Here is a 19,210-nt window from a genome sequence, read left to right on the forward strand (position 1 = left end):
AGAAGCAGCGACGCCACTCGTGCGTCTGCGCCCCTGCGGGAATCAGCTGCGGCTGCGACCGACGTAGATCGTGTTCGACGACACGCCGCCCGTGACCGGATTGTCGAAGTCCACGACGTGCGCCGTCGCGTCGTCGAACACGTCGTTCAACTCGACCATGAAGTCGTCATCTGGCGGGTCATCCGACCACAGCGCGAAGACACCGCGCGGCGCGAGGTGCCTGGCGAGTGATCGCAGTCCCGCGGCGTCGTACAGATCGGCATGCGTCGGGTCGAGCTGATGCCGCGGGGAATGGTCCACATCGAGCAGGATGGCGGAATAGCCGCCGTGCCCTTCCGCTGGCGCGGCCCGCATCACGGCGAAGAAGTCGTCCTCCACGAGGGTGGTCCGTGCATCGCTCACGAGCTCCGTCGACGCCGGAAGCAGCATCCGCTCGTGCCAGCCGATCACGGCGCCGAGCCGATCGATCACCGTGAGTGCGCGCACCCGCTCGTCGCGCAGCGCGGCGACAGCGGTGTATCCGAGCCCGAGGCCTCCGACGAGAACCGAGAGCTCCTCACCCTCGACTGCGGCGAGCCCCAGGTGCGCGAGTTCCTCCTCGGCCACCGTGAACAGGCTCGACATGAGGTACTCGTCGCCGAGCTTCACCTCGTAGATCTCCCGACCCACCGCGGGCTCCGTGCGGCGCCTGAGCATGAGGTCGCCGATCGGTGTGGGCTGCCAGTCGAGTTCTTCGAACCGAGTGATCACTGCGGCGTCCCTCCGTCATGCCTCACCCTACCCGCGCCGGCAGCCCCGGATCGCCACGCGTCACTCCCGCCAGACGTCCGGCCTCGGCATCAGACCTGCACCGCGCTCCAGCTCTGCGGCGAGCGCGATGATCCCTGCTTCCCCGCCCGGCCGACCGACCAGCTGCACGCTCACCGGATGACCGGATGCACTGAGCGTCACGGGCACCACGATCGCGGGCAGGCCTGCGACGTTGACGAAGCTCGAGTACGGCGCGTAGCGCACCTGCTGGGAGAAGTTCTCCGCCGCATCCGTCGGATGGAACCAGCCGACCGGCTGCGGTGGCAGCGCCAGAGCCGGAGTCAGCACGACGTCGAACGGCGCGAAGGCTGTGATCGTCTCACGCTCGAAGACCGTCGCCGCGGCGAGGGCCTCGAGCACCTGCGTGCCCGTGAGCGCACGCCCCTCGCGCACCAGCCACGCGGTGATCGGCTCGACGAGCTCGAGCTCTGCATCCGACAGGTTCATCCGCGCGGCGCTCGTGCGCCAGATCGTGGTGAACATCTCCGCATAACCGCGCGGGCGCCAATCGAACGGATCGACGCCGTGCCCTGCATCCGTCAGCAGCGCCGTCGCGATGTCGACTGCGCGCGCCGCTTCGGCATCGAGACGGATGTCTTCGGCGTCATCCCATGGCGATACGGTCGTGACGCCGACGCGAGCGGATGCCGGTACCGCCGTCGCGGCGTCCGCGAAGCGACCGGAGCCGGAGCCGGAGGCGGCTGTCGCGTATGAATAGGGCCGCCCGTGCACCTGCACGTCGAGCAGCAGCGCCGCATCGGTCACGGTGCGGGCTATCGGGCCCGCCACCGGGAGGCCACCGGGGCTGTCCAGGCCTGAGGCGAACGGAATCCTTCCGCGCGACGGTTTGAGCCCCACGACGCCGACGGTCGCGGCGGGGATGCGGATCGAACCGCCGCCGTCCGATGCCGGGGCGAGCGGAAGCAGTCCGGCCGCCACAGCGCTCGCGGCTCCGCCGCTCGATCCGCCGGCCCCGTTGAGCGGATTCCACGGATCGCGCGCGGGCGGAGCGATCTGCGTCTCGGTGTATCCGGTCAGCCCGAACTCCGGGGTGTTGGTCTTGCCGAGGCTGATCCCGCCGGCCTCGTCGAGCACTGCGGCCTGATCCGCTGTGGAATCCGGGATGAAGTCCGCGTGCAGACGCGACCCGAACCGCGTGGGCACACCGGCGCGCGGCACGAGGTCCTTGTCGGCGAACGGCAGACCCCAGAGCGCGCCTTCCGGCGTCTGGTCGCCGAGCGCAGCCGCGCGCGCGAGCGCAGCATCCGCCGTCACATGCACGAACGCGCCGAGGCCGTCGTCCAGTCGAGAGACGCGATCGAGGTAATGGCGGGTGAGCTCGACCGGGTTGACCTCGCGCGCGCGGAGCGCCGCGAGTTGTTCGATCGCCGTCAGGTCGTGGAGCTCAGCCATGCCTCGAGCCTACGGGCGCGTGCTGCCGCGAGCACCCGATCCGTACCGGTCGGCCAGCGTCGCGAACGCCTCCGCCAGCTCGGGCGGCTCGATCGCCGTGATCGCGGCGTCGAACCGGCCGAACGACGCCGCCAGAGCGACCCATGACCACGAGCCCGCGTCGATCATCGTCCGTCCTTCGTCCACAGCCTCGGCGACTGCATCGCCGAGGAAAGGGCGCACCACCGGGAGGGGAAGGTCGACGATCGCCCTTCCACGGCACGGCCAGACGTCACGTCCCTGAGACCCCTTGAACCGTGCCGCGACGAACTCGCGCACATCGCCGCCCGGCACGTCCCGCGTGGCGAACCGTGGGCCGTTCGGGATGCGCGGAACGATGCGATCGGCGCGGAAGATCCGCCAGTCGTCCTTGTCGAGATCCCACGCGATCAGATACCAGCGCCCGTCCGAGGTCACCAGGTGATGCGGTTCGACGCGTCGCCGGTCTTCGGAGGCGCCGTAGTCGAACCTCAGCGTCTCCTCCGCATGGATCGCGGCGGCGAGCGCGACCAGTACGTCCGACGATGCCGCATCCGCGTCGTCCGTGCGCAGCGGGGTGACCTTCAGCGCGTCGAGGCGGTGCCGCAGTCGTGACGGCATGACCTGCCGCACGGTCGTCAGCGCACGAACCGCCGCTTCTTCGATGCCTGCGCCCATCGCGGTCGCCGACTGCAGCGCGAACCCGATCGCGATCGCCTGGTCGTCGTCGAAGAGCAGCGGCGGCAGTTCCGAGCCCGCGTCGAGGCGGTACCCGCCGTCCGGCCCCTTCGCCGCCTGTACCCGGTACCCCATCTCGCGCAGCCGATCGATGTCCCGGCGCACCGTGCGGGGGCTGACCTCGAGGCGCTCGGCGAGTGCCCCACCCGGCCAGTCGCGCCGCGTCTGCAGCAGCGACAGCAGCACGAGCAATCGCGACGTGGTCGAGGCCATGCTCTCAGACTAGATCCAGTAGAGGACAGGAACCGACCTGTACTGCTGACAGCGTGGTCATCACCGGGATCCACCGGCCAGACAGCGAGGAGCGACCATGTCGATCACCACCACCACTCACCTCAACTTCCGCGGCGATGCCCGAGCAGCGCTCGAGTTCTACCAGGGCGTCTTCGGCGGCGACCTCACCGCGATCACCTACGCCGACGCGCACAGCGTCACCGCTCCCGACGAGGCGCAGCAGATCATGTGGGGACAGGTCGCCTCACCCGAGGGCTTCCGAGTCATGGCGTACGACGTGCCCTCGCACACCCCTCACGACCCTGGCACGATTCCTGTGTTCGTGTCGGTGCGCGGCGCCGACGCCGACGAGATCACCCGCTACTGGGAGCGTCTCGTCGAGGGATCCGACGTCATCGTCCCGCTCGCACAGGCCGCGTGGGCGCCGCTCTACGGCATGCTCAAGGACCGCTTCGGCGTCACCTGGGTGCTCGACGTCGAGGCGGCCTGGCCTGCGAGCTGACCCTTCGGGTGCGGGGCCGCGGTCCCGCACCCCAGGGTCACTGCCTGGGCGGTACGCCGTGATGCTGGGTGCTCGGCGGCCCAGCGTACGGGCCGCCGGGTCGCTGTCCGGCACGTTCCGCATCCGCGCGAAGGATGCCGTTCTTCACGGCAGTGCGCATGACCAGGTATCCGATCCACAGCATCAAGGCGATGGTTCCGAGGTAGATCACCAGGCCGAAGATGATCGCACCGATCCCGAGGCCTGCGGCCATTCCTGAATAGTCGTTGTCCATGCCCACAAAGTAGCGAACGCGGAGTGCTGCCGGAAGAGCACCCTGGCTGCTCGTCAGCGCGAGCTGATCCCGTCGATCAGCAGTTCGACGGCGGCCCTCGCCTCTGTCTCCCACTGCGGCCGGTCGACCGCTGACCCGATGCCGTGCAGGACCACCATCACCGCACCCGCAGAGACCTGTTCGCGAATGGCACCGTCAGCAGCGGCGCGATCGATCAGTCCGGCGACCGTGAGCTCGAGCTCGTTTCCGCTGTCGGCCTGGACATGAGGCCCCACCAGAGCGGCAAGCGTCCGAGCCAGAGCGGCATGCGCCACGACGTACTCCACGAAGCCTCGCAGGAACGCTTCGAGGGCCTTCGCCGCGGGTTCTGTCGATGTGCGTGCCCGCTCGCAGAGCGCGAGCACCTCGCCCTGATACACCGCCGCGGCCAGCGCCTCTCGAGTCGGGAAGTGCCGATAAAGGGTTCCGACGCCGCCTCCTGCGCGGCTCGCGAAGTCGTCGAACCGCAACTGATCGCCACGGTCGAACGCCGCCCGTGCTGCTGCCACGATCGCGTCCCGATTGCGGCGGGCATCCGCCCTCATCGCACGCTCTTCCGCCATGTGCTCTCCCTTTGACATCCGGAGATGGTTTCCATATCGTAGCATCCGGAGATCATCTCCACTTATTGGAATCGGCGAAGAGAGGCTCGACATGCGAGTACTGATGTTCGGCCGTGGAGTGATCTCGACGATCTACGCCCACGCACTGCAGGATGCCGGACACGACGTCGAGTTCCACGTCCGCGAAGGACGCGCCGAGCAGTACGGCGAGGAGGTGGTGATGGACCTCCTGGATGCGCGCCGCACGCCGCTCGGCCGTCAGTCCCGCAACGTCGTCCGCACCCGCCTGCGAGAGTCGTTCGGACCATCGGACGCGTTCGACCTCGTCGTACTCAGCGTCGGCCATCATCACCTCTCGGCCGCCTCCGAGTACATCGCTCCCCGCCTGGGCGACGCGACGGTGCTCGTGCTGGGCAACGTGTGGGACGAGCCCCTCGCCGCGGTCGCCCCGATCCCGGCGAGTCAGATCCTGTTCGGTTTCCCGCAGGCCGGTGGCGGTTTCGATGACGCGGGAATCCTGCATGGCGCCGTCATGCGCACCGTGATCCTCGGCACGTCCGGCACAGCGCCCGCCGCACGGGAGATCGCCGTGCGGAATCTGTTCCGACAGGCGGGCTTCGTCGTCCGTGAGGAGAAGGACATCCGCGGGTGGCTGTGGCTGCACTTCATCGCCGACGTCGGGATGCATGCTCAGGGCCGTCGGTACGGTGGTCTGGCGAACATGGTCGGCGACAGACAGGCATTCCGAGACGCTTTCCTGATCGGTCGTGAACTGCTGCCCGTGCTCGAGGCGCGCGGGGTCGACCTGCGTCGGCACCGGAGTGCGGTCCTGCCCTTTCGCCTGCCTGCGCAGACGAGCGCCGTGATCGCCTGGGCGTCCACCCGTTTCCGGATCGCTCGGGTCAGCCTGGCAGCCCATACCGATCCGGATGCACCCGAACCGCAGGCGGTGCTCCGAGACGGATCACGAGACGCCCGCAGGCTCGGGATCCCGACCCCGCGCCTGGATGCGGTCCTCTCGGACGGCTGACAGCCCGTGAGGGCGTCTGCTAGGCCCGACCGAACTGCGCCACGGCGGGGCAGTCGAACGGATCGGCACCCGCAGAGAGTCCCACCCGGTTCAGATACTGGATGACGATCGCGTACGACTTGAGAAGCGTGGTCTCTGTGTACGGCACGTCGTTGGCGAGGCAGTAGTCGCGCACGATCTCCCTGGCCTTCGCCAGGTGAGGGCGGGGCATGTTCGGGAAGAGGTGGTGCTCGACCTGGTAGTTGAGGCCGCCCATGAACATGGTCACCCACCAACCACCGGAGATGTTGCGCGAGGTGCGCACCTGCTTGCTGAAGAAGTCCAGTCGGGCGCCAGGCTCGATGATCGGCATGCCCTTGTGGTTCGGGGCGAACGCGGCCCCCATGTACACGCCGAAGACGGCGAGCTGCACGCCCATGAAGGCGAACGCCATTCCGAGCGGAAGAAGCAGGAAGACGGGCACCAGCACTGCTGCGAGTCGTGCGGTGATGAGCGAAAGTTCGATCCAGCGGCCCTTGACGCCCTTCTTCGTGAGCAGGTACTTCAGACCGAGGTAGTGCAGGTTCAGGCCCTCGAGGGTGAGCAGCGGGAAGAACAGCCAGCCCTGCTTGCGGGTGATCATGCGGATCAGGCCACGGGACTTGGCTGCATCCTCTTCGAGGAAGGAGATCGTGTCGACTTCGATGTCGGGATCCTTGCCCACCTGATTGGGGTTGCCGTGGTGCTTGGTGTGCTTGTTGTCCCACCAGGAGTAGCTCATCCCGACGAGTCCGACGAGGATGCGGGCCAGACGGAAGTTCGCCGGCCCCGAGGTGAGGATCTGCCGATGCGCAGCCTCGTGCGCCAGGAAGGCGATCTGCGTGAAGATGATGCCGAGGGCGCCGGCGATGAGCAGCTGGAACCAGCTGTCGCCGAGCAGGATGAATCCGGTGATGGCCCCGCCGAGGGCGAGCGCGATGCCCACTGCGGTGAGGAGGTAGAACCACCCGGTGCGCTGCAGGAGCCCTGTCTCGCGGACGACCTGCGAGACGTTCTTGAAGGCGCGCGCCATGGGCGGGAAATCCGCATTGCCGGAGTACGTCTGACGTACCGGTCCGAGAGTGCTGGTCGTTTCGACGACCGTTGAGGTGGAGATGTTGCTCTCCTGTCGATCGGAGCCCTTGAGCTGTGAAAGCCAAGGGCAGGTGCCGATCGCTTACCTTAGGCTAACGCGACGCGTATGCGTCCTCACGTATACATAAGGGGTTCGCAGATGAACTTCAGGAGCGCGCGCGGCTCAGATGCCGGCGCAGGGTCTGCGCGATCGAACGGTTGATTCGACGGGGCGTGCCGTCGAGTGCGCGGCGCGCGTCCGAGGACGTCGCGAAGGCACCCAGTTCGTTGCCGTGGTTGTCGTGGACGATGTACTCGGTGCCGTCGAACTCGACGAAGCCGGCGAATTCGCCGTCGCGGGTCGCGACGTGCACGAAGTCGTCTGCCTGCTTCCAGTTCAGCGGTGCGTGTGGACGGATGGATGTACTGCTCATTGTGATGCTCATTGCTTGTGGTGGGCGCGCGCATGCGCGCCTCATGTTCTCGAGATCGAGAGCGGATGCCGCGCGCGTCGGTGCGAGCGGTCCTTTACGGCCCTGATCAGTGGCGACGTGATGCGCCGAATCGCGGCGAATCCTTCACGTTGCACCACCAGTCTACCCGAAAACGCCCGAGGGCGCCGATCGGCGTCGATCAGAGCGTGAGAATCGATCTGCTGCGCGAGAAGGGCGTGGGCACCAGGAGCCTCACGCTGCAGATCAATTCTCGTGCGCGACGGCAGATCGTTTGCGGACGGGCGGGCGGATCACCAGCACGGTCACGACGACGATCAGGATGCCGGCGGTCAGCGTGACCGGGATGGGGATGAGCGGATCGAACAGCACGAGGAGCGCCGCGATCGGGACGACGGTGTTGACGATGCGGTCGGCGTTGTCTCGGATCGCGATCCACCAGATCCCCAGGAGGAAGACGGCGATCGGCACGGTGACCGTGAACGACGCGGCGACCGGACTCAGTTCACTGTGCCCGGTGAGCACATCGATCTCGACCTCGATGCCCGCCGAGAACGCGGCAGCGGCGGCGAAGACGAAGTAGTGCGTGTAGCCGTAGCGCAGTGAGCGTCGGAACGACGTGATCGCGTGGTGGTGCGGCGGCCAGAAGTAGATCCACCACAGCGAGGCCGTCACCACGAGGGTCAGCACGGCGATCGCGATGAGCGGCCCGAGCCGGTCCACCTCGTGCAGCGCCTCGATGATGGCGTTCGCCGAGGCGAGCAGGCTCTCTCCGAGCACGATGAGGGTGAACAGCCCGTAGCGCTCGGTGATGTGATGCGGATGCCACGGGGTCTGATGCCGGTACTCCGCGAAGACGGGGATCGAGATCTCGACGAGCGCGAACAGCACGAAGGCGGGGATGCGGACCTCTGCGGGAAGGAAGAGGAATCCGATCCAGAGCACCTGCGCGACAGCGATCCCCAGCGCGTATCGCCGCGTCGCGCTGCGCAGCGGCCCGGAGTGGCGCGACGCGCGCAGCCACTGGGCGATCATCGCGACGCGCATGATGACGTAGCCGACCACGGCGATCGTGAAGTCGGCGCGCCCGAAGGCATTGGGGACGCCGGCCGCGAGGACCAGCACGCCACCCATCTGCGCGATCGTCAGCACCCGGTAGAGCCAGTCGTCCGTGTCGTACGAGGTGGCGAACCAGGTGAAGTTCATCCACGCCCACCAGATCGCGAAGAACACCATCGCGTAGCTCGTGATGCCGTGCAGGAAGTGCCCTTCGGCGAGCGCGTGATGAAGCTCCGCCGAGGCGATGGAGACCGCGACCACGAACACGAGATCGAAGAACAGCTCGAGCATGCTCGCCGAGCGATGCGGCTGCTGCGGGTCCCGCGGCCGCATGCTCGTCAGCCGATATCGGGAAGGCGCCGTGTGTCCGCTCACCGGGACATCGTAGCCCGGACCGAAACGATGTTCAGCTGCCGCAGATCTGCATCTTCCGCTCGCGCGTGTCTTCCGCTACAGTGACCAGAGTCTGCAGTATCTGCTGCGCCGGACGTCGTTTGGGAAATGGCGTTCAACCTCCTGTGATGTGGGATCACAGTGAAGCAGCAGAACCGAGGGGTCGGAATGCGGACGATCGCCGCGAGCGTCGTGCTCGGGGTCTGGGGAACACTGGGGAACACATGTCGCACTGGGGATTTCTGCGTACATTCGCGGCTCGGGGAGCATCAGCATGACGTCCGTCGAGGACGCGCTGAGTCTCGCTCGCACCGGGTCGCTGTTCACGCCTGCCGTCGCACCTCGTGCGGCCACGGCGTCGCCGCACCGCGTGGTAGCGCCGCGCATGTCGGCGACACTCGAGCGCCGACAGCAGTGGGAGCGCCGTTATCGTTTGCGGCTGCGCCTGTCTGACGCCACGGTCATCGTGGCTGTCGCCACGCTCACTGCGTTGACTCAGGTGTTCCTCCTCGGTACACCGGTCGACGTCGTCGTTCGCGGTGCGATCCTCATGATCGCGACCCTCTACATGATGCTGGACGCGTTGAACACGCGGTCAGCCGCGATCCTCGGCTCGGGCACCACCGAGTACCGCAGGGTCGCGCATGCCGGAGGACTCGCGTTCGGGATCGTCGCGATCGCCGGCATCCTCCTCGAGTGGGATGGCCTGCGGCCACTGCTCGTCATTGCTCTGCCGACCGGGATGCTGGGGCTCCTGGTCATGCGGTGGAGTTGGCGGCGGTGGCTGCAGCGCCGCCGACTGGCGGGCGCGTACGTCTCGCGCACTCTGGTCGTCGGCGCCACGAAGGATGTCGAGTACGTGATCGACTCTCTGCACACCAGCGGGGAGAACGGATATCACGTAGTCGGAGCGACGTTGCTGGATCGCAACGCGAACGAACTCGCCGTCGGCGAGACCCGATATGCCGTCGTCGGCAACGTGTCGACTGTGGCCGCAGCGGCGGCACGGATCGGCGCGGACACCATCATCGTGGCCAGCCGCCCCGAGGGCGACGCCGATTTCGTGAAGCAGCTCAGCTGGCAGCTCGAGGGAACTGCCGCCGAGCTCGTGCTGTCGAGCCGGCTGACGGATGTCGCTGGTCCGCGGATCTCGCTTCGTCAGGTCGACGGGCTGCCGCTGATCCAGGTGAAGATCCCGACCTACGAGGGCGGGGTGCACCTGCTCAAGCGTGTACTCGACATCGCCGTCGCCGCGTTGGCGCTGATCCCGATCGGCTTGATCACCCCGGTGCTCGCTCTGCTGATCAAGCTGGACTCACCCGGCCCGGTGTTCTTCTCCCAGGAACGAGTCGGCCGCGATGGCCGCACGTTCCGCATCATGAAGTTCCGTTCCATGAGAACGGATGCGGAACAGCAGCTCGCAGTGCTCAAGACGCAGAACCAGGGTTCCGGACTGCTGTTCAAGATGAAGGACGACCCGCGGGTCACGCGTGTGGGAAAGGTACTGCGCAAACTGTCGCTGGACGAACTCCCGCAGTTCTGGAACGTGCTGACCGGTGACATGAGCGTCGTCGGCCCTCGCCCCCCGCTGCCCAGCGAGGTCACCTCGTACGACGGGACGGTCTTGCGCCGCCTCTACATCAAGCCCGGAATCACCGGCCTCTGGCAGGTCTCCGGCCGCAGCGACCTCTCGTGGGACGAGAGCGTGCGCCTGGATCTTCGATACGTCGAGAACTGGTCGGTCATGAATGACCTGCAGATCATGTGGCGCACGGGTCGCGCGATGGTGCAGCCGAAGGGGGCGTACTGATGAGCACACCGACGGAAACGGACCAGAAGACACGGCGCTGGCTCGTGCCGGCGATAACGGCCGCTCTCATCGTGGCGGGCGTCGGGGGCGGCATCGCGTTCCTGGTGCCTATGCTCTCGGAGCCGACCGCATCACAGGACGACGTCATCCTCGAAGAAGGTGACACGGGCGATGACGAGAACATCTCCGAGGATCCGCTCACGACGGTCATCGCTCCTACCGCACAACCACTGAGCGCTGACGAACAGGCGGAGGTCGAACGAGCGAGCGTGGCCGTCGATGCGGTGGTGGCGGCGATCGATGAGATCTCCCAGCGTGGCGACGGCTCGGCCGTGGGCATCGAAGCAGTCGCGACAGGGTGGGTGCTCGGGGAGTTGCAGTCCAAGGCACGCGAGCAGTACGACCTCGGCTACCGGCAAACGGGGGAAGCAGCGATCACCAGCGTCACCACCACCACCATCGACCTCGCATCGACGCCCGCGACGATCACCCTCAAGGTCTGCATCGATGTGGCCGGCATCGATGTGACCGACGCCGCGGGCAACTCGCTCAAGGCCTCGCTGTACAACCCTGGCCATCCCGTGGCCCACCTTTACGGCGCCGTCTTCGAGGGCGACACATGGAAGATCTCCACTCACGACATCCCGGACGTCCAAGACTGCCCCGCAGCCTGACTGGCCGACCGACACAGACTGACGAAAGACACGATGATGAATGACATCTCGATCTCGCAGCGATCCAGGATCGCCCGTACCGCAGCCGGCGTAGCCATCGCCGTCGCCGCAATGGTCGGCACGCTGCTGACGCCTGTGGCCGCGACCGCCGCTGACGCTCCGCTACCGGATGGGCTCACCCAGGAGACCGCAGCAGCCTCGTGTTGGGAGGTCAAGCAGAATTTCCCGACAGCCGCGGATGGCATCTACTGGTTGGTGACTCCGGAGCTGGTGGCGCCGGATCAGTTCTACTGCGATCAGACCACCGACGGCGGTGGCTGGGTGCTTATCGGCCGCGGACGTGAAGCATGGAAGGAGGGTTACCACGGCCTTCGGACCCCAGCCCAGTTGCGCAACACCATCACAGGCACGGGCGCTTTCCTGCCAGCACAACTGCCCTCGGCCACCGTGGACGCACTCCTCGACGGTGGACGCGTCGACGCGCTCGACGACGGCATCCGCCTTCGCCGCGCGACGAACACCGCCGGCACTCAATGGCAAGAGGCGCGTTTCACCCTCAGCAAGCGCGACCGATGGGTATGGACCTTCGGCTCCACGCACAGCGTGAAGAACTACTCGTTCAACGGGTCAGGTGGCACAGGCGGTCAGACGCGGAACTTCGGCAACAACAACCAGCTGAACCGGGTCGTCTTCAGCGAGCAGTCCTCCCACAGCTACCTCAACGGCTGGGCATTCGGATCGAACGTCGGAGGCAGCGCCGCCACCGATTCTTACCTCTGGAGCCCCAGCGGACAGGGCTATGCCCGTCCGTTCACTCAGGTCTTCCTGCGACCCAAGCTGGTACTTGCAGATCTCGACTTCACCGCGATTCCGGCAGCGGGATCCCCCGCGACGACGGTCGCTGACATTCCGGAGAGCGACGCCATGACGACGACCTGGGGAGTCTCGGGCTTCGCGAACGGAAGCAGCGGTGAGCTCAACACCGAAGTCGCCGTCTTCGGCGAGGCCGACGGCAAGGTGTTCGTGGGCGGGAACTTCAGATACGTGCAGCGCAACCAATCCGGAACGGACCAGGTGCAACAGCCGAACTTGGCCGCATTCGACATCGCCACGGGGCAGTGGGTCCCCGGCTTCCGGCCGACTCTGAACGGACAGGTCAAAGCGATCACCACGCTTCCGGACGGACGGATCGCCGTCGGCGGCCAGTTCTCGACGGTCAACGGCGTCGCCCAACCGGGTCTCGCCTTCCTCGATCCGGACACCGGGGCGCTCTCCGGATGGCAGGTCGCCGCCGAGCACAGGGCGACGGGCAGCGTGCCTTACATCCGCGGACTGGACGTTCAGGACAACCATCTGTATGTGGCGGGAGCTTTCACGCACCTCACCGCCGTCGGATCGACAACCAGCGCCAGCACCTGGAACGGCGGTCGCGTCAATCTGACCACCGGGCAGCCCGACATCTCGTGGAACGCCTTCCTCAACGGTACGTCCGTCTCGGTCGATGCCTCTGACCGCGGCGACCGGACCTACTTCTCCGGGTACTTCAAGATGAAGCAGAGCACCTCGACGCCGAGTGCAGCGGCGATCCAGACAGCATCCGGCGCGCCTCTTGTCAGCCCGCTCTGGGTTCCGCGGTTCTCCAAGTCCAGCACCGATGCATCAGGGAACATCACTGGCAACGTGTGGCAGCTCGGGGTCCAGGAAGCGGGAGACATGGTGTGGCTCGGCGGTTCGGAGCACTCGCTCTTCTCATACGACCGCGACACCTTCGCGCTGATGCGTGGGTCCATCACCAACGCAGGCGGCGACTTCCAGACGGTGGAGACGAACGGCTCCCTCGTCATCGGCGGCTGCCACTGCGGCAACTGGGTGTACCAGGACTCCTTCACCTGGAACGACCCCGGAACGGGGTGGGCACAGTCCGACAAGATCAATCTCGTCGGCGCGTGGGATGCCACGACCGGCGACTACATCCACGACTGGTCGCCGACGCTGCAGGCGCGCGCCGGCTACGGCGCCTGGGGCTCCTTCCACGATTCGACCGGAGTGCTCTGGATCGGCGGCGACTTCAGCAGATCCGTACGTGCCGGCGGGACGGCTCAGTGGTCGGGCGGGTACGTACGCTTCGCTCCGACCGATACCGTGGCCCCGACGAAGCCTGCCGACATCACGGCCGTGCCGGCGAGCGCTACCGAGATGAGTCTCACTTGGGGCGCGTCAACGGACTCGGGCGGCGTGACCTATGAGCTGCTCCGCGAGAACAGGGTCATCGCATCGACGACGACCGCGACGTATACCGTCCCTGTCACGGACGAGCCCGTCGACTACTTCGTCCGTGCACGCGATGCCGCAGGAAACCGGTCTGCGTCGACGCCGGCCTTCGTCGTCGCCCCGCTGCCGGAGGATGCGTTGACCTTCGCCGACGCGGAGTCGGAATGGTCGTGGCGCTACTCGAACGACGCCCTGCCCGCTGGGTGGAACACACTCGACTTCGACGATTCGGGCTGGGCGACCGGTAGCGGCCTGTTCGGTCGAAACGTCTCGAGCGCGACCACGAACATCGATCCGACGAACCTCACCAGTAAGCCGTTGAGCGCGCAGTTCCGTCACACGTTCACGGTCACGCAAGCGGCGAGCGTCGTCGACGGCACTGTGACCGTCCTCGCGGATGACGCAGTGGTGGTCTACCTCAACGGCGTCGAGTTGGGACGCGCCAACCTTCCGGAAGGCAACCTGACCCAGAACTCCTACGCCACTGTCTCGCCACGACACAGCACTGCCGTGGCTGCCCCGATCGTTTTCACCGTCCCGGCAGGATTGCTCACCAACGGCGACAATCTGATCGCGGCATCCACGCATGCCGCCTGGCGAGCGACGCCTGACCTCAGCTTCCAGCTGTCGTTCACCGCCATGCGCGGTGAGATGCCTTCTGCGCCGCAGGCAGTGACGTCGCTCGCGGGCACCAGCACCGCTGATGCCGTCACACTCACGTGGGCTGCGCCGGCTTCGGGCACCGCTCCGACGGGATACAGCATCAGTCGGGACGGCGAAATCATCGGTGCAACGGATGCCGCGACGCTGACGTTCACCGATTCCGGGCTCTCAGCGGACACGGAGTACACGTACGATGTGATCGCCACAGGTCCGGGGAGTCTCGTCTCGCCCACCGCGACAGTGCAGATCAGCACCGCGCTTCCGCCCGACGCGAACGAGCTGCCCGTGGTCGTCGACGCCGATTCGTCGTGGGCATGGCGATACTCGAATGATGCGTTGCCGTCTGACTGGAACGCGGTCGGGTTCGACGATTCGGAGTGGGAGACCGGCAGCGGACTGTTCGGTCGGGGGGTCGCCGGGGTGACGACCGACATCGAACCGGTGGATATCCCGAGCAACCCGCTGAGCGCCCAGTTCCGGCACACGTTCGAGGTCGTTCAGGCGGCCAGTCTGACCGACGGTACTGTCACCGTGATCGCCGACGACGGCGTGGTGGTGTACCTCAATGGCACCGAGCTCGGCCGTTCGAATCTGCCCACGGGCACGCTGTCGCAGAACTCGTACGCACAGGCCGCGCCAAGGCACTCGAGCGCGATCGCCAACCCGATCACGTTCACCGTGCCGACGAGCCTGCTGGTCAACGGGGAGAACGTCATCGCGGCGTCGACGCACGCCAGCTGGCGAGCGACGGTCGATCTCAGCTTCCAGCTGTCGTATGTCGCCGAGCGGGGAGAGCTGGCAGCCGCACCGAATGCGGTGGCCGACCTCGCCGCTACGAGTACGGCCGACTCGGTGGCACTCACCTGGGGGGCCCCGGCGGAGGGCCCGGCGCCGACCGGCTACGTGATCGCACGAGACGGCGAGACCGTCGGCTCCGTGGACGCGGCGACGACGACGTTCTCGGAAGGCGGCCTGGCCCCCAGCACGACGTATGCCTACACGGTCACCGCGACAGGTCTTGGCAGTCTGGTCTCGCCCGCCGCCTCGGTGGACGTGAGCACCACAGCACCACCTGCCGAAGACGAACTGCCCGTCACGGTCGATACCGCTTCCACATGGGCATGGCGGTACTCGAACGACGCGCTGCCTCCGGACTGGAATGCCGTCGCGTTCGACGATTCCGCCTGGTCGACCGGAACCGGCCTGTTCGGCCGCGGAGTCGCAGGGGCGACGACCAACATCGAGCCGGTCGACATCCCGAGCAACCCGCTGAGCGCCCAGTTCCGCCACGCGTTCACAGTTCTCGCTGCCGGTTCTGTGGCCGACGGCACTGTCACTGTGATCGCAGACGACGCGGTCGTGGTCTACCTCAACGGAGTGGAGCTCGGTCGAACCAACCTCCCGGCCGGAACTCTGACGCAGAATTCTTACGCCACCGTCGCACCCCGGCATTCCACGGCAGTCGCCGCTCCGGTCACCTTCACGGTGCCGGCCGCCCTTCTACTGGAAGGTGAAAATGTCATCGCTGCATCCACCCACGCCAGCTGGCGTGCGACACCCGACCTCAGCTTCCGACTGTCATTGAGTATGCTTCGCGGATGAGCAGGCTTTCCTCCGCCGAGGCCCGGCGCGCGCTCGCCTCCGCGAAGAAACCAGGTGCGGGCGTTCCTGCATACCTCCGCTGGGTGAACAGGCCCCTCGGCGGGCAGGCCGCCGTCGTCGCTGCGGCATGGGGCTGGAGTCCGAATGGCGTCACGGCGATGAGTGCGATGCTGGGCGCGATGGGCCTCGGCATCCTGATCGGTTTTCCGACGTCGTGGGCGGGCGCTGTCGCGGCGGTGCTCCTGCTGCTCGGCTACATCCTCGACTCCGCAGACGGGCAACTCGCCCGCATCCAGGGCCGTGGAGGGCCGGCCGGCGAGTGGCTCGATCACGTCGTCGACGGCGTGCGTGCACCACTGGTGCACATCGCGGTCGCCATCCATCTCGCACGAACTGACGCCCAGTGGTGGCTCGTGGTCATCGCCGGAATCTTCTCGGTGCTGGTGTCGTCATGGTTCCTCTCCCAGCTGCTGGCCGAGAAGCTGCTGCCGAAGGCGCCGCGCGTTGCAGACGACGCATCCGCCGGGATCCTCGATTCGTTCATCAAGCAGCCGCACGACACCTCGACGACATACGTGGCATTGTCGTTCCTCGGCCTTCCGGCTGCCTTCGCCGTGATCTACATCGCCCTGTTCGCCTGGCACGTGCTGATGTTCGCAGCGTCACTGCGACGCAAGTTCGCCCAGCTCGCCGCTCTCTGACAGAACTAGAGATATCCCGTGCCCGCACTCATCTCCTCACCGAGTCGATCGCTCATCGCAGCGACCGACCAGGATGCGAGCCTCGAAGTCGAGCCCCGAGTGCTCCCGGCCTGGCCCGTGCTCACCGTGCTGTGGGGATACCCCGTCTTCTGGCTGCTGGGACTGCTGCCCTTCGCCTCCGTGATCATGGCGATCCCGATGCTGGCGCTGCTGATCATGCGGCGGCGCATCCTCTTCGTGCCGGGCATACTGCCATGGATCGGCTTCGTTCTGTGGATGATCCCATCGGCCCTGATGATCGATCAGCTCGGTCGAGGCGTAGGGCTGGGCGTGCGATTCAGTCAGTTCCTCGCGTTGGCCATCATCATGGTCTACATCGTCAATGCGCGTACTTCCCTCTCCCCGAAACGGGTGTTCAACGGGCTGACGTTCATCTGGGTGTTCATCATCATCGGCGGCTACCTGGGGATGCTGTTCCCAGAGGTCCAGTTGACGATGACGATCGGGCGGCTCCTGCCGGAGGCGATCACCAGCAACGATTACGTCGCCGAACTCGTCTTCCCGACGTTGGCCGAGATTCAGACGCCGTGGGGGGCGGAAGAGCCGTTCGTCCGCCCTTCCGCACCGTTCTCTTACACGAACGGGTGGGGCGCCGCGATGGCGGTGCTCACGCCGATCGCGATCGGCACAGCCATCGGGCATCGCACGGCGCGCGCGATGTGGTGGCTCGTCATCGCGCTCGTCCTCGCGATTCCGCCTGCGATCGCCACCACCAACCGCGGCCTGTTCCTCGGCATCGCGGGCGCCGTCGCCTACGTGCTGTTCTGCCTGCTGATCCGCGGTCGATTCCTCGCGTTCTTCTGGGTCACCATGCTCGGCGTCGCCGGGACGATCGTCCTTTTCCTGTCCGGTTTCCTGGACGGAATCGTCGCGCGTCAGGAGACAGTCGACACCACCGAGGGTCGTGGGGATCTGTATCTGGAAACCTGGGAGCGAACACTCGAATCTCCGATCATAGGCTTCGGTGCGCCGCGACCGAGCTTGATGAGCGAGATTCATGTGGGCACGCAGGGCGCCGTGTGGAACGCGATGTTCTGCTTCGGGCTGGTCGGGCTCTTCCTCTTCGTCGGCATGATCGTGATGGGTGCTGTACGCACCTTCGACGCCCCCAATCTGTCCGCTGTGTGGGTGCACGCCAGCGTGGTCGTGACGGTGTTCCTGTCCGTCTTCTACGGATTGGACCGGCAGCTCGTGTTCGTCGGCATCGCGCTCGCTGTGCTGCTCCGCGAGAAGTATCTCGGCAGATCGTCGTACTGGATCGCGCATCCGGTCCCCTTCGCCCGAGCCAAGAATGAAGAGTGAGGGTCTCGCGCGCAGCGGCGTGATCAGCCTGTTCGGCTCGGCGTTCGCCGCGCTGGCCGCGCTCGTCCTCACTGCGATCGTCGGAAACACGCTCGGCGCGAGTGGCACAGGCCTCTTCTTCCAGGCGATGGGAATCTTCACGATCGTCACGCAGGTGCTTCGACTCGGTACCAACAGCGGCATCGTCCGGTTCATCGCCGAGCAGCGGGCGTTCGAACGTGCCGGCGCCGAGTGGCGCATCATCGGGTACGCCGTGGTTCCGGTCGCCGTCGTGTCTGGCGCAGTTTCGGTGATGGTGTGGCTCCTGGCCGATGCTCTGGCTGCGTGGTTGGCTGCGCCTGCCGACGCTGAGGGCCTGGCAGGCCTGCTGCGAGCCATGGCACCCTTCGTGGTTCTCGGCGCGCTGATCGGAGTGCTCCAGATCTCCGCGCGCATGCTCCGCGGCGTCACGTCGTTCACTCTGCTGCAGAGCGTGCTGCTGCCGGCGAGCAGGCTCCTCGCCGTGCTCTTCGCGGTGTCCATCGCCGGCGTCGCCGCCTGGGGCGCTTTCGAGGCATGGCTGTGGCCGCTGCCGGTATGGGTGCTGATCACTGCCGCGGTCATCGCTGGGCCGTTGATCCGAGATATCCGGCGTCGATCCGAAAGCAGCCCTGACACGCGCCCCAGCTTCCGTTCGTTCTGGCGTTTCAATGCGCCGCGCTCGGTCAGTTCCGGACTGGAGACGGCTCTGGAGTGGGCTGACGTCCTGATCATCGCCGCTGTCGCTTCACCCGCAGTCGCCGGTGTCTACGCTGTGGTCACACGTGCCACCCGTGCCGGTGGTGTCGTGGACAAGGCCATGCGGGTCGCAGTCTCCCCAACGATCTCCGCGTTGCTGGCGCGTGAGCGATTCGAAGACTCGACTCGCCTGCACACCAGGGTGGTGCGTGCGATGATCCTCATGAACTGGCCGTTCTACCTGCTCCTGATCTCGATGGGCTCGGCGGTGCTGGCGATCTTCGGTGACGAGTTCATCGTCGGGTGGGGCCCGATGATGCTGTTGGCCGCCGCGATGATGTTCCAGACGGCGTGCGGCATGCTGCAGAGCATTCTGCTGCAGGGTGGGAAGAGCACCTGGCAGATGTACAACAAGACGATCGCGCTCGCGCTCAGCATCGGCGGCAACCTCGCGCTCGTGCCGCTGTGGGGCATCTGGGGGGCAGCGGTGACCTGGGTTCTCGTCGTCGTGGTCGACAATCTGATCGCGGCGGTTCAAGTTCACCGCGGCATGCACGTCGATCTGCAGCCCGCGAAGCTGGTCCCCGCGATGATCGTGCCCGTCATCGTGTTCGGAGGTGGCGGTGCCCTCTTCGGTTGGTGGGGCGGTACCGACTTCGGCATCCTGATTCTGGGCGGGATCGTGTTGTGTCTGATCTATGCCGCGGTGCTCTGGGTGTTCCGTCGAGGCCTGCGCATCGAGTCTCTTTGGCGGAAACTACCCGTCATCGGTCGCTTCGCCTGAGCTGCTGCC

At 66.5% G+C, this 19,210-nt stretch carries 16 protein-coding genes; 8 read left to right on the top strand and 8 right to left on the bottom strand.

The features are described from left to right. Nucleotides 1-42 precede the first annotated feature (42 nt). The 3 genes from ACNPNP_RS13825 to ACNPNP_RS13835 are packed head-to-tail and all read right to left on the bottom strand — an operon-like array spanning nucleotide 43 to nucleotide 3,192. Nucleotides 43-750 (bottom strand): spermidine synthase family protein, encoded by a 708-nt coding sequence (locus ACNPNP_RS13825; protein ID WP_448966605.1) that lies wholly within the window; start codon nucleotides 748-750, stop codon nucleotides 43-45. A 60-nt stretch (nucleotides 751-810) separates the two neighbouring features. Next, on the bottom strand, nucleotides 811-2,223 hold the full coding sequence (locus ACNPNP_RS13830) for an amidase (protein ID WP_448966606.1): 1,413 nt from the start codon (nucleotides 2,221-2,223) through the stop codon (nucleotides 811-813). 9 nt (nucleotides 2,224-2,232) lie between these two features. After that, nucleotides 2,233-3,192, bottom strand: a complete 960-nt coding sequence (locus tag ACNPNP_RS13835) for a helix-turn-helix transcriptional regulator (RefSeq protein ID WP_448966607.1) — start codon at nucleotides 3,190-3,192, stop codon at nucleotides 2,233-2,235. A gap of 97 nt (nucleotides 3,193-3,289) precedes the next feature. On the opposite strand from ACNPNP_RS13835, the gene ACNPNP_RS13840 reads away from it, so the two are divergent. After that, nucleotides 3,290-3,715: a VOC family protein gene (locus tag ACNPNP_RS13840; RefSeq protein ID WP_448966608.1), complete on the top strand. Its 426-nt coding sequence runs from the start codon at nucleotides 3,290-3,292 to the stop codon at nucleotides 3,713-3,715. A gap of 37 nt (nucleotides 3,716-3,752) precedes the next feature. Here ACNPNP_RS13840 and ACNPNP_RS13845 read toward each other — a convergent pair whose 3' ends face one another. Together ACNPNP_RS13845 and ACNPNP_RS13850 are read right to left on the bottom strand one after the other, a co-directional pair. Next, nucleotides 3,753-3,989 carry a hypothetical protein gene (locus ACNPNP_RS13845; protein ID WP_448966609.1) on the bottom strand — a complete coding sequence of 79 codons (237 nt, stop codon included), beginning with the start codon at nucleotides 3,987-3,989 and terminating at the stop codon, nucleotides 3,753-3,755. Between the two features lie 53 nt (nucleotides 3,990-4,042). Then, nucleotides 4,043-4,591, bottom strand: a complete 549-nt coding sequence (locus ACNPNP_RS13850) for a TetR/AcrR family transcriptional regulator (protein ID WP_448966610.1) — start codon at nucleotides 4,589-4,591, stop codon at nucleotides 4,043-4,045. 91 nt (nucleotides 4,592-4,682) lie between these two features. On the opposite strand from ACNPNP_RS13850, the gene ACNPNP_RS13855 reads away from it, so the two are divergent. After that, nucleotides 4,683-5,621 (top strand): ketopantoate reductase family protein, encoded by a 939-nt coding sequence (locus ACNPNP_RS13855; protein WP_448966611.1) that lies wholly within the window; start codon nucleotides 4,683-4,685, stop codon nucleotides 5,619-5,621. A gap of 19 nt (nucleotides 5,622-5,640) precedes the next feature. On the opposite strand, the gene ACNPNP_RS13860 is transcribed toward ACNPNP_RS13855, so the two are convergent. From ACNPNP_RS13860 to ACNPNP_RS13870, 3 genes are all read right to left on the bottom strand, one after another. Beyond that, nucleotides 5,641-6,756, bottom strand: coding sequence for a fatty acid desaturase family protein (locus ACNPNP_RS13860; RefSeq protein WP_448967256.1), 1,116 nt, complete (start codon nucleotides 6,754-6,756; stop codon nucleotides 5,641-5,643). A 124-nt stretch (nucleotides 6,757-6,880) separates the two neighbouring features. Further along, nucleotides 6,881-7,147: a hypothetical protein gene (locus ACNPNP_RS13865; protein WP_448966612.1), complete on the bottom strand. Its 267-nt coding sequence runs from the start codon at nucleotides 7,145-7,147 to the stop codon at nucleotides 6,881-6,883. 264 nt (nucleotides 7,148-7,411) lie between these two features. After that, the gene (locus ACNPNP_RS13870) at nucleotides 7,412-8,557 is read right to left on the bottom strand and encodes a low temperature requirement protein A (RefSeq protein WP_448967257.1); all 1,146 of its coding nucleotides are present in this window, start codon (nucleotides 8,555-8,557) and stop codon (nucleotides 7,412-7,414) included. Nucleotides 8,558-8,891: 334 nt separating this feature from the next. Here ACNPNP_RS13870 and ACNPNP_RS13875 point away from each other — a divergent pair, with 334 nt between their 5' ends. From ACNPNP_RS13875 to ACNPNP_RS13900, 6 genes are read left to right on the top strand one after another with little or no spacing between them, the layout of a single operon-like run. After that, entirely contained in the window at nucleotides 8,892-10,427 is a 1,536-nt protein-coding gene (locus ACNPNP_RS13875) for a sugar transferase (protein WP_448966613.1), read from the top strand. After that, the gene (locus ACNPNP_RS13880) at nucleotides 10,427-11,101 is read left to right on the top strand and encodes a hypothetical protein (protein ID WP_448966614.1); all 675 of its coding nucleotides are present in this window, start codon (nucleotides 10,427-10,429) and stop codon (nucleotides 11,099-11,101) included. The genes ACNPNP_RS13875 and ACNPNP_RS13880 overlap by 1 nt, the downstream gene beginning before the upstream one ends. 33 nt (nucleotides 11,102-11,134) lie before the next feature. Continuing rightward, nucleotides 11,135-15,637, top strand: a complete 4,503-nt coding sequence (locus tag ACNPNP_RS13885; RefSeq protein WP_448966615.1) for a fibrinogen-like YCDxxxxGGGW domain-containing protein — start codon at nucleotides 11,135-11,137, stop codon at nucleotides 15,635-15,637. Further along, the gene (locus ACNPNP_RS13890; protein WP_448966616.1) at nucleotides 15,634-16,338 is read left to right on the top strand and encodes a CDP-alcohol phosphatidyltransferase family protein; all 705 of its coding nucleotides are present in this window, start codon (nucleotides 15,634-15,636) and stop codon (nucleotides 16,336-16,338) included. Before ACNPNP_RS13885 ends, ACNPNP_RS13890 begins: the two co-directional genes overlap by 4 nt. An 18-nt stretch (nucleotides 16,339-16,356) precedes the next feature. Then, nucleotides 16,357-17,700: an O-antigen ligase family protein gene (locus tag ACNPNP_RS13895; RefSeq protein ID WP_448966617.1), complete on the top strand. Its 1,344-nt coding sequence runs from the start codon at nucleotides 16,357-16,359 to the stop codon at nucleotides 17,698-17,700. After that, nucleotides 17,690-19,201, top strand: coding sequence for an oligosaccharide flippase family protein (locus tag ACNPNP_RS13900; RefSeq protein ID WP_448966618.1), 1,512 nt, complete (start codon nucleotides 17,690-17,692; stop codon nucleotides 19,199-19,201). Before ACNPNP_RS13895 ends, ACNPNP_RS13900 begins: the two co-directional genes overlap by 11 nt. Nucleotides 19,202-19,210 lie beyond the last annotated feature (9 nt).

The organism is Microbacterium xerophyticum, assembly GCF_053543555.1.

What these genes read in the sequence shown, in the direction of transcription:
- ACNPNP_RS13830 (WP_448966606.1), bottom strand. Translation starts at nt 2,223, where the DNA reads ATGGCTGAGCTCCACGACCTGACGGCGATCGAACAACTCGCGGCGCTC.
- ACNPNP_RS13835 (WP_448966607.1), bottom strand. Translation starts at nt 3,192, where the DNA reads ATGGCCTCGACCACGTCGCGATTGCTCGTGCTGCTGTCGCTGCTGCAG.
- ACNPNP_RS13840 (WP_448966608.1), top strand. Translation starts at nt 3,290, where the DNA reads ATGTCGATCACCACCACCACTCACCTCAACTTCCGCGGCGATGCCCGA.
- ACNPNP_RS13845 (WP_448966609.1), bottom strand. Translation starts at nt 3,989, where the DNA reads ATGGACAACGACTATTCAGGAATGGCCGCAGGCCTCGGGATCGGTGCG.
- ACNPNP_RS13850 (WP_448966610.1), bottom strand. Translation starts at nt 4,591, where the DNA reads ATGGCGGAAGAGCGTGCGATGAGGGCGGATGCCCGCCGCAATCGGGAC.
- ACNPNP_RS13855 (WP_448966611.1), top strand. Translation starts at nt 4,683, where the DNA reads ATGCGAGTACTGATGTTCGGCCGTGGAGTGATCTCGACGATCTACGCC.
- ACNPNP_RS13865 (WP_448966612.1), bottom strand. Translation starts at nt 7,147, where the DNA reads ATGAGCAGTACATCCATCCGTCCACACGCACCGCTGAACTGGAAGCAG.
- ACNPNP_RS13870 (WP_448967257.1), bottom strand. Translation starts at nt 8,557, where the DNA reads ATGCGGCCGCGGGACCCGCAGCAGCCGCATCGCTCGGCGAGCATGCTC.
- ACNPNP_RS13875 (WP_448966613.1), top strand. Translation starts at nt 8,892, where the DNA reads ATGACGTCCGTCGAGGACGCGCTGAGTCTCGCTCGCACCGGGTCGCTG.
- ACNPNP_RS13880 (WP_448966614.1), top strand. Translation starts at nt 10,427, where the DNA reads ATGAGCACACCGACGGAAACGGACCAGAAGACACGGCGCTGGCTCGTG.
- ACNPNP_RS13885 (WP_448966615.1), top strand. Translation starts at nt 11,135, where the DNA reads ATGATGAATGACATCTCGATCTCGCAGCGATCCAGGATCGCCCGTACC.
- ACNPNP_RS13890 (WP_448966616.1), top strand. Translation starts at nt 15,634, where the DNA reads ATGAGCAGGCTTTCCTCCGCCGAGGCCCGGCGCGCGCTCGCCTCCGCG.
- ACNPNP_RS13900 (WP_448966618.1), top strand. Translation starts at nt 17,690, where the DNA reads ATGAAGAGTGAGGGTCTCGCGCGCAGCGGCGTGATCAGCCTGTTCGGC.